General features: G+C 49.1%; 6 protein-coding genes. 5 read left to right on the forward strand and 1 reads right to left on the reverse strand.

Going from position 1 to position 5,762, the window contains the following annotated elements; translation table 11 throughout:
• Nucleotides 1–614: 614 nt before the first annotated feature.
• On the reverse strand, nt 615–1,127 hold the full coding sequence (locus B2118_RS04620) for a type IV pilin protein (protein WP_428053614.1): 513 nt from the start codon (nt 1,125–1,127) through the stop codon (nt 615–617).
• A 148-nt stretch (nt 1,128–1,275) separates the two neighbouring features.
• On the opposite strand from B2118_RS04620, the gene yajC reads away from it, so the two are divergent.
• From yajC to B2118_RS04645, 5 genes are all read left to right on the forward strand, one after another.
• Nucleotides 1,276–1,587: a preprotein translocase subunit YajC gene (gene yajC / locus B2118_RS04625; protein ID WP_428053616.1), complete on the forward strand. Its 312-nt coding sequence runs from the start codon at nt 1,276–1,278 to the stop codon at nt 1,585–1,587.
• A complete protein-coding gene (gene secD, locus B2118_RS04630; RefSeq protein WP_428053618.1) occupies nt 1,587–3,002 on the forward strand; it encodes a protein translocase subunit SecD in 1,416 nt (471 codons plus the stop codon). Before yajC ends, secD begins: the two co-directional genes overlap by 1 nt.
• Nucleotides 2,999–4,009 (forward strand): protein translocase subunit SecF, encoded by a 1,011-nt coding sequence (gene secF / locus B2118_RS04635; RefSeq protein ID WP_428053620.1) that lies wholly within the window; start codon nt 2,999–3,001, stop codon nt 4,007–4,009. The genes secD and secF overlap by 4 nt, the downstream gene beginning before the upstream one ends.
• Before the next feature lie 91 nt (nt 4,010–4,100).
• Nucleotides 4,101–4,733: a hypothetical protein gene (locus B2118_RS04640; RefSeq protein ID WP_428053622.1), complete on the forward strand. Its 633-nt coding sequence runs from the start codon at nt 4,101–4,103 to the stop codon at nt 4,731–4,733.
• On the forward strand, nt 4,733–5,425 hold the full coding sequence (locus tag B2118_RS04645; RefSeq protein ID WP_428053624.1) for a lysophospholipid acyltransferase family protein: 693 nt from the start codon (nt 4,733–4,735) through the stop codon (nt 5,423–5,425). Before B2118_RS04640 ends, B2118_RS04645 begins: the two co-directional genes overlap by 1 nt.
• Nucleotides 5,426–5,762: the final 337 nt, after the last annotated feature.

The raw sequence follows: 5,762 nt of genomic DNA on the forward strand, positions 1-5,762 counted from the left end.
AAGAAGTTCACGACGAGAAAATACTATTTAAGACCTTAAAATAACACCACTTTTTGGCCTTTATACCCATCCTGAATTTAGTTCAGGATCTACCGATTGAGTTGTTTTGTGTGTCGTTATCTAAAAAGTCATACTGGAAGGTTTGCCGACGCGGAGCGCTCGGGAATCTGTTGTAATAAAATTAAGGGTCATACTGGAAGGTTTTTGTCCAGTATCTGTCGTTTTCCGCTTTATTAATAACGACGGGTCCCCAAACCCTGCGGGCCGCCAAACACTCGGGGATGACCTCTTTATTTTTACTAGGAGTCTTTTTCCCTTGTCATTCCCGAGCGCCGTAGTCGGGAATCTGTTGTTCGTCTTTGTTGTTCTCTTACGAAACAACAGATCCCCGACAGAAACACTCGGGGATGACGGCAAAAAGCAAACGGCAAAGGCAACAACTAACAGCAACAACGGATCCTGGACTACGACTTTCCAGGATGACGACTGCAAATAAAGGTAACGACAAAAAACTAACAGCCTCGGCACACACTCTAATGAGAAGCCACTCTTTAAAAACCAACAGCCCCCGGCGGAAATGTCCGCCGGGGGCTGTTGGTTTAAAAAACAAATTATTACCCTTCGCTTACCGACCAGCCTTGGCCTTTCAAGCCCATACAAACGGCTTTTCCTTCGTTTTCATAATAATCACACCCACGCTCCCACTTTCCGCCACGGCTTCTATCTCCGTTTAACTCATATAATTCATCACTTTCACTAGCCGGATTGCGATAGCGTATAGCCCGCCAAGAGCAATAAGACGGACCACAATAAGCATCATAGGCAAAATCTTTTGAGATACACAAATCCTCGCCCTTAGTGCATTTTAAAGCACCCTCAATATCAATATTCAGTTTACCCGTTGTATTTCCATTATCGCCCACCAATTCTACAAGTCCGCTGGTCGGATACCCCTTTTCCAGCACGTACATATCCATTGCTTTTTCCGCCTGGGACATCAGCGTAACCACTTCCGTGGCGCGCGCTTTTTCCACCGCCGCGGTATATTGCGGCAACGCCACCGCCGACAAAATGCCGATAATGAGCACCACTACCAGCAGTTCAATTAACGTAAAGCCCTGTTTCATAGTATCTCCTTTAAATTAAAAAATCTTACTCTCCTAGTATAGCAATTTTGGCGCAAGAGGCAAGGTCTTTTGGCCTATCGTCCTAAACGACGGGAAATATGCTAAAATAACAATGTGTATTTATATCTTTAATTGGAGGATTTAACCTATGGAAACGACAGCCCAGGGTGGTGGAATGTTCTTCTGGTTTATTCTGCTCGCTTTTGCGTTTATCGTTATTTTTCTGCCGGCCCGTTCGCAGAAGAAGCGTGAACAAGAATTAATGAGCAAAATTAACGCGCTTCAAAAAGGCGACCAGATTATCATCCCCGGCGGGATTATCGGCACCGTGGCGGGTTTTAAAGACAACGCGCTTGAAGTAAAAGTAGCGGAAAATGTAAAACTCACCGTGCTGAAAACCGCCGTCGTCGGACTTGTAAATGACGTACAACCCGCAGCCAAAGAAGGAGGCGCAAAGTAATGTCTAACAAATTAGCCGTAAAATGGGGACTTATCATCGCCATTTTACTGGGGTCCTTGTATTTAATTTACCCCAACTACAAGTGGTACTCTAAACCGCTGGCCGAGCGCGAAAAACTGGATACGCTTGGCGAGCGCCCCAAACGGATGCTGAACTTGGGCCTGGATTTAAGAGGCGGGTCCAGTTTGCTGTTGGAACTGGACGTATCCAAGTTGAGCGCCAAAGAACCTTTAAATGAAGCGATGGCCCGCGCGGTGGAAATTATCCGCAACCGCATTGACCAGTACGGCTTGGCCGAAACCCAAATCACCCGCCAGGGCGATAAGTGGATTATGGTGCAACTGCCCGGCGTTTCTAACCCGCAGCGCGCGGAAGAACTTATCGGCAAAACCGCTATGTTGGAATTCCGCATCGTAAAGAACGACACCTCGGCCGCCCAAAAAGCCATTGAAAAACTGGAAGCCACCGATAAGCCGTTTGACGATAACGGCCTTGTTCTGCCCGAAATTGCCAAATTGGTGCCGGAAGGCTACCAAATTATGCGCAATAAAGACGGAGGGTACAGCGTGGTTACCGCCAACGCCACCGTTACCGGTGCGGACTTGGAAAACGCCCGCGTAGTAATGATGGGCGAAAACGGCTACCCCGAAGTTTCCTTTACGTTCAACGCGGAAGGCAGCAAAAAGTTCGGCCAGTTGACTGGCTCCAATATCGGCAAACAATTAGCCATTGTGTTGGATAACACCGTTCAATCCGCCCCCGTGGTGCAATCCCGCATTACCAAAGACGGCCGCATTTCCGGCACGTTCACGCCCGAAGAGGCCCGCTCCTTGTCTATTGTGTTAAAGGCAGGCGCGCTCCCGGCCCCGGTAAAGGTAATTGAAAAGAAGACCATCGGCCCGACCTTGGGCGAAGACTCTATTAAATCGGGTCTGTCGGCTTCCTTCTATGCGTTTGTCATCATCTTGCTGTTTATGGCGGTGTACTACAAGGCGGCTGGTGTCATTTCCGACATTGCCCTCTTGCTCAACTTCGTGTTCACCGTGGCGATTATGAGTTACTTCTCCGCCACGCTTACGCTGCCCGGCATTGCGGGTATGATCTTGTCCTTGGCTATGGCTATTGACGCCAACGTACTGATTATTGAACGTATGCGCGAGGAAAAACTCCTCGGCAAACCCGTGTACGAAATCATCAACCTGGGTTACGACAAAGCCTGGTCCGCCATTTTTGACTCCAACATCACCACCATTATCGTGGGTGCTTGCTTGCTGCAATTTGGCACCGGCCCGGTAAAGGGCTTCGCCGTTACGCTTATTATCGGCTTGGTAGTCAGTTTGTTCACGGCCGTGTTTGTTACGCGCGCCATTTATGAACTGGTGCTTACCACCAACACCAAGGAGATCAGTTTATGATGCACTTACTTCCTAAAACAAACATTGATTTCCTTAAATTCAGAAAAGTATATTTCACGCTCTTTGGGCTTTTGCTCTTGGGCGGCGTGATTTGCTTCTTCACCAAAGGATTCAATATGGGTATTGATTTTACCGGCGGCACGATGGTGCAGGTAAAATTCAACGCCCCCGTGGAAATGGCCGACATCCGCGCCGCGCTTACGCAGACGGGTGCCAATTCCGAACTCCAATCGTTCGGCGACCATACCTTCGCCATCAGCGAAAAAAGCACATCCGACGAAGTAGGCGTGGTTCAAGCCCGCATTGAAAAAGCGCTTGATACCTTAAAAGTGCCCTACTCCGTCTTGCAGACCAACTCCGTCGGCCCCGCCGTGGGTGAAAATATGACGGAAAGAGCCTTGTGGTCCGTGCTTTTGTCCTTGGTGTTTATCATCATTTATGTAGCGTTCCGTTTCAGCAACATTTTGTGGGGCGTATCGGGCGTAGTAGCCTTGTTCCACGACTTGTTTGTAATGGCGGTGGCGTTTTCGCTCACCCAGCGGGAAATTGACCTCGTGGTCGTGGCGGCCTTCTTAACGGTGGCCGGGTTCTCTATTAACGACACGATTGTTATTTTTGACCGTATGCGCGAAAACTTCCGCCTGCACCCCAAAATGGACTTCGGCCAAGTTATCAACCTGTCCATTAACGAAACGCTCTCCCGCACGATTATCACCACCTTAACAGTGCTGTTTGCGCTCGTGGTGTTGTATTTCTTCGGCGGTGAGGTGATTAATTCCTTTGCGTTTGCTATGTTGGTGGGTTGTATTGCGGGTGTGTATAGCACCATCGCCCTTACGACCCCCTTGGTGTACGCTTGGAACAACGGCGAAAATAACGACGGCAGCGATTTGAAGAAATCCGCCGCCAAGCCTGCCGTAAAGGCCGAAGCGGAAACGTTTGTAAAAGAGCAGAAACCTGCCAAAACCATTACCAAAATCAAACGCACCCGCAGAAGCAAAAAATAAGTCTTTTAGGGAGTTCCCCGCTTGGGGGACTCCCTCGTTTTACACGGTCATCCGGGCTTCCGGGTTACGGTGCCAAACGGTAAGGAATTATATGAGAAAAATAAAACGCTTTAAAATTGCCCCCCGCCAACGCGAAATTTTGCGCCGTTTACTGCGCGAACTGCCGCTGTTGCGCCGCGCCGGATTTACAAGCGAGGCGGAAGTTTCGGCGTTTATTTTATCCATTTTTAAACTGTTGGACCCGGGCGTAGTGTATGAATTTAACCAAGACGCCCACTGGGAACTGGACGACGAAAGCGCTATTCACAAGGAAATGTTCAGCGCCTGCGCCGTAACCTTAGGTGCCAAGGCGGAACCCTTTTTAGCCGCCATTACAAACGAAGACCGCAAAACGGCCGCAATGATTGTTCTCTTGGAATTTTTAAAGAGTGCGGTGTCCTTTGTGGCGGACCTGGTTAAAGAGCAAGCCGAAAAAGAGGAGTGCGAAACCCAAGAGGTTCAATTTGTCTATTTGCCCCCCTTTGGCTTGGCTATGGCGCCCAAACTGCTGCGCGAAGCCGCCCGTTTGGAAGCGCCGCTTGCGCAAAAGGCCTTGCCCGTTATTTTAGAAAAATTAAGCGCGGAGAAAATTGACCTTGCTGCCCGGGAGGGAGCCTTGTCCCCCTTTATGTCCGCCGTATTTTTGGTCCCGTGGCAAAAATCCCGCAAAAAAGGTAAAAAATAATGTTTCAACCTACGTCATTAGAAAAGAAAAAAATCTCTTGGAAGCACGTCATCGGCTCTACCTTGGCGTACTGGTACACTCTGTTTTTAGGCTGGACGACAAAAATCTATTGGTTCAAGAGCGAGGAAGCCCTAAAATTTGAAAAGGAAGGCCAAAACTATATCTTCGGCGTTTGGCACAACCAACAGTTGTTTTTGCTTTATCCCTACCGCGGGCAAAAAATTTGCGCCCTGATTAGTTTAAGCGACGACGGCGAATACATCGCCCGCTGTCTGCCCCATTTTGGGATGAAGGCCGTCCGCGGCAGCACCACGCGCGGCGGTGCCAGAGCCCTTATTAAACTAAAAAACATTGCCGAAGCAGGCTATCACCCGATGCTCACGCCGGACGGCCCGCGCGGGCCGATTTACAAGGTCCAACACGGCATTTTGTTCTTGGCGCTCAAAACGGGTCTGCCGATTATCCCGGTGGGCACGGCGCTTAGCCACAAAATAAAGGTGGGCTCGTGGGATAAAATGCGCGTACCGCTGCCCTTTGGCAAAACGGCGCTTACCTATGGCAAAGCGGTTTATGTACGCTCTGACGAGGAAATGGAGGCCGCAGCGGCCGAACTGGAAAAGCAACTCAACTGGGCGACAGACCAATCGGAACGGTTTATTAATAAAAAACCCTTTGACCCGCAAAAGCCGTAAAACAGGAATTTGAAGAACGTAAAACCGCCCCGGGGGTACATATCCTAGGGCGGTTTTATATAACGAATAAAACCTTTTTCCACTGTCATCCCGTAATGTTTTTTATACGGGCTCTTTGGTTATTATGTCGTCCTGAACGGGCGACCCGCAAGTTTTTCAGAACCTACCATTTGGGTAGGTTGCCGTTGATAAAAAGCAAAGTCATCCTGAATTGCCGCCCTGACCACTAGGCGGCACCCCGTAATGTTTCTGTACGGGGTCCATTAATAGGGTTCAGGATCTACTAGTGGTTGTTTATAAAAATAAAGGTCATACTGGAATGTTTCTGTCCAGTATC

It is taken from the genome of Candidatus Avelusimicrobium stercoris (assembly GCF_002437085.1).
GTDB classification, from domain to species: domain Bacteria; phylum Elusimicrobiota; class Elusimicrobia; order Elusimicrobiales; family Elusimicrobiaceae; genus Avelusimicrobium; species Avelusimicrobium stercoris.

Bases quoted from the DNA above. Each gene is read 5' to 3' on its own strand.
- B2118_RS04620 (WP_428053614.1), bottom strand. From the start codon at position 1,127: ATGAAACAGGGCTTTACGTTAATTGAACTGCTGGTAGTGGTGCTCATT.
- yajC (WP_428053616.1), top strand. From the start codon at position 1,276: ATGGAAACGACAGCCCAGGGTGGTGGAATGTTCTTCTGGTTTATTCTG.
- secD (WP_428053618.1), top strand. From the start codon at position 1,587: ATGTCTAACAAATTAGCCGTAAAATGGGGACTTATCATCGCCATTTTA.
- secF (WP_428053620.1), top strand. From the start codon at position 2,999: ATGATGCACTTACTTCCTAAAACAAACATTGATTTCCTTAAATTCAGA.
- B2118_RS04640 (WP_428053622.1), top strand. From the start codon at position 4,101: ATGAGAAAAATAAAACGCTTTAAAATTGCCCCCCGCCAACGCGAAATT.
- B2118_RS04645 (WP_428053624.1), top strand. From the start codon at position 4,733: ATGTTTCAACCTACGTCATTAGAAAAGAAAAAAATCTCTTGGAAGCAC.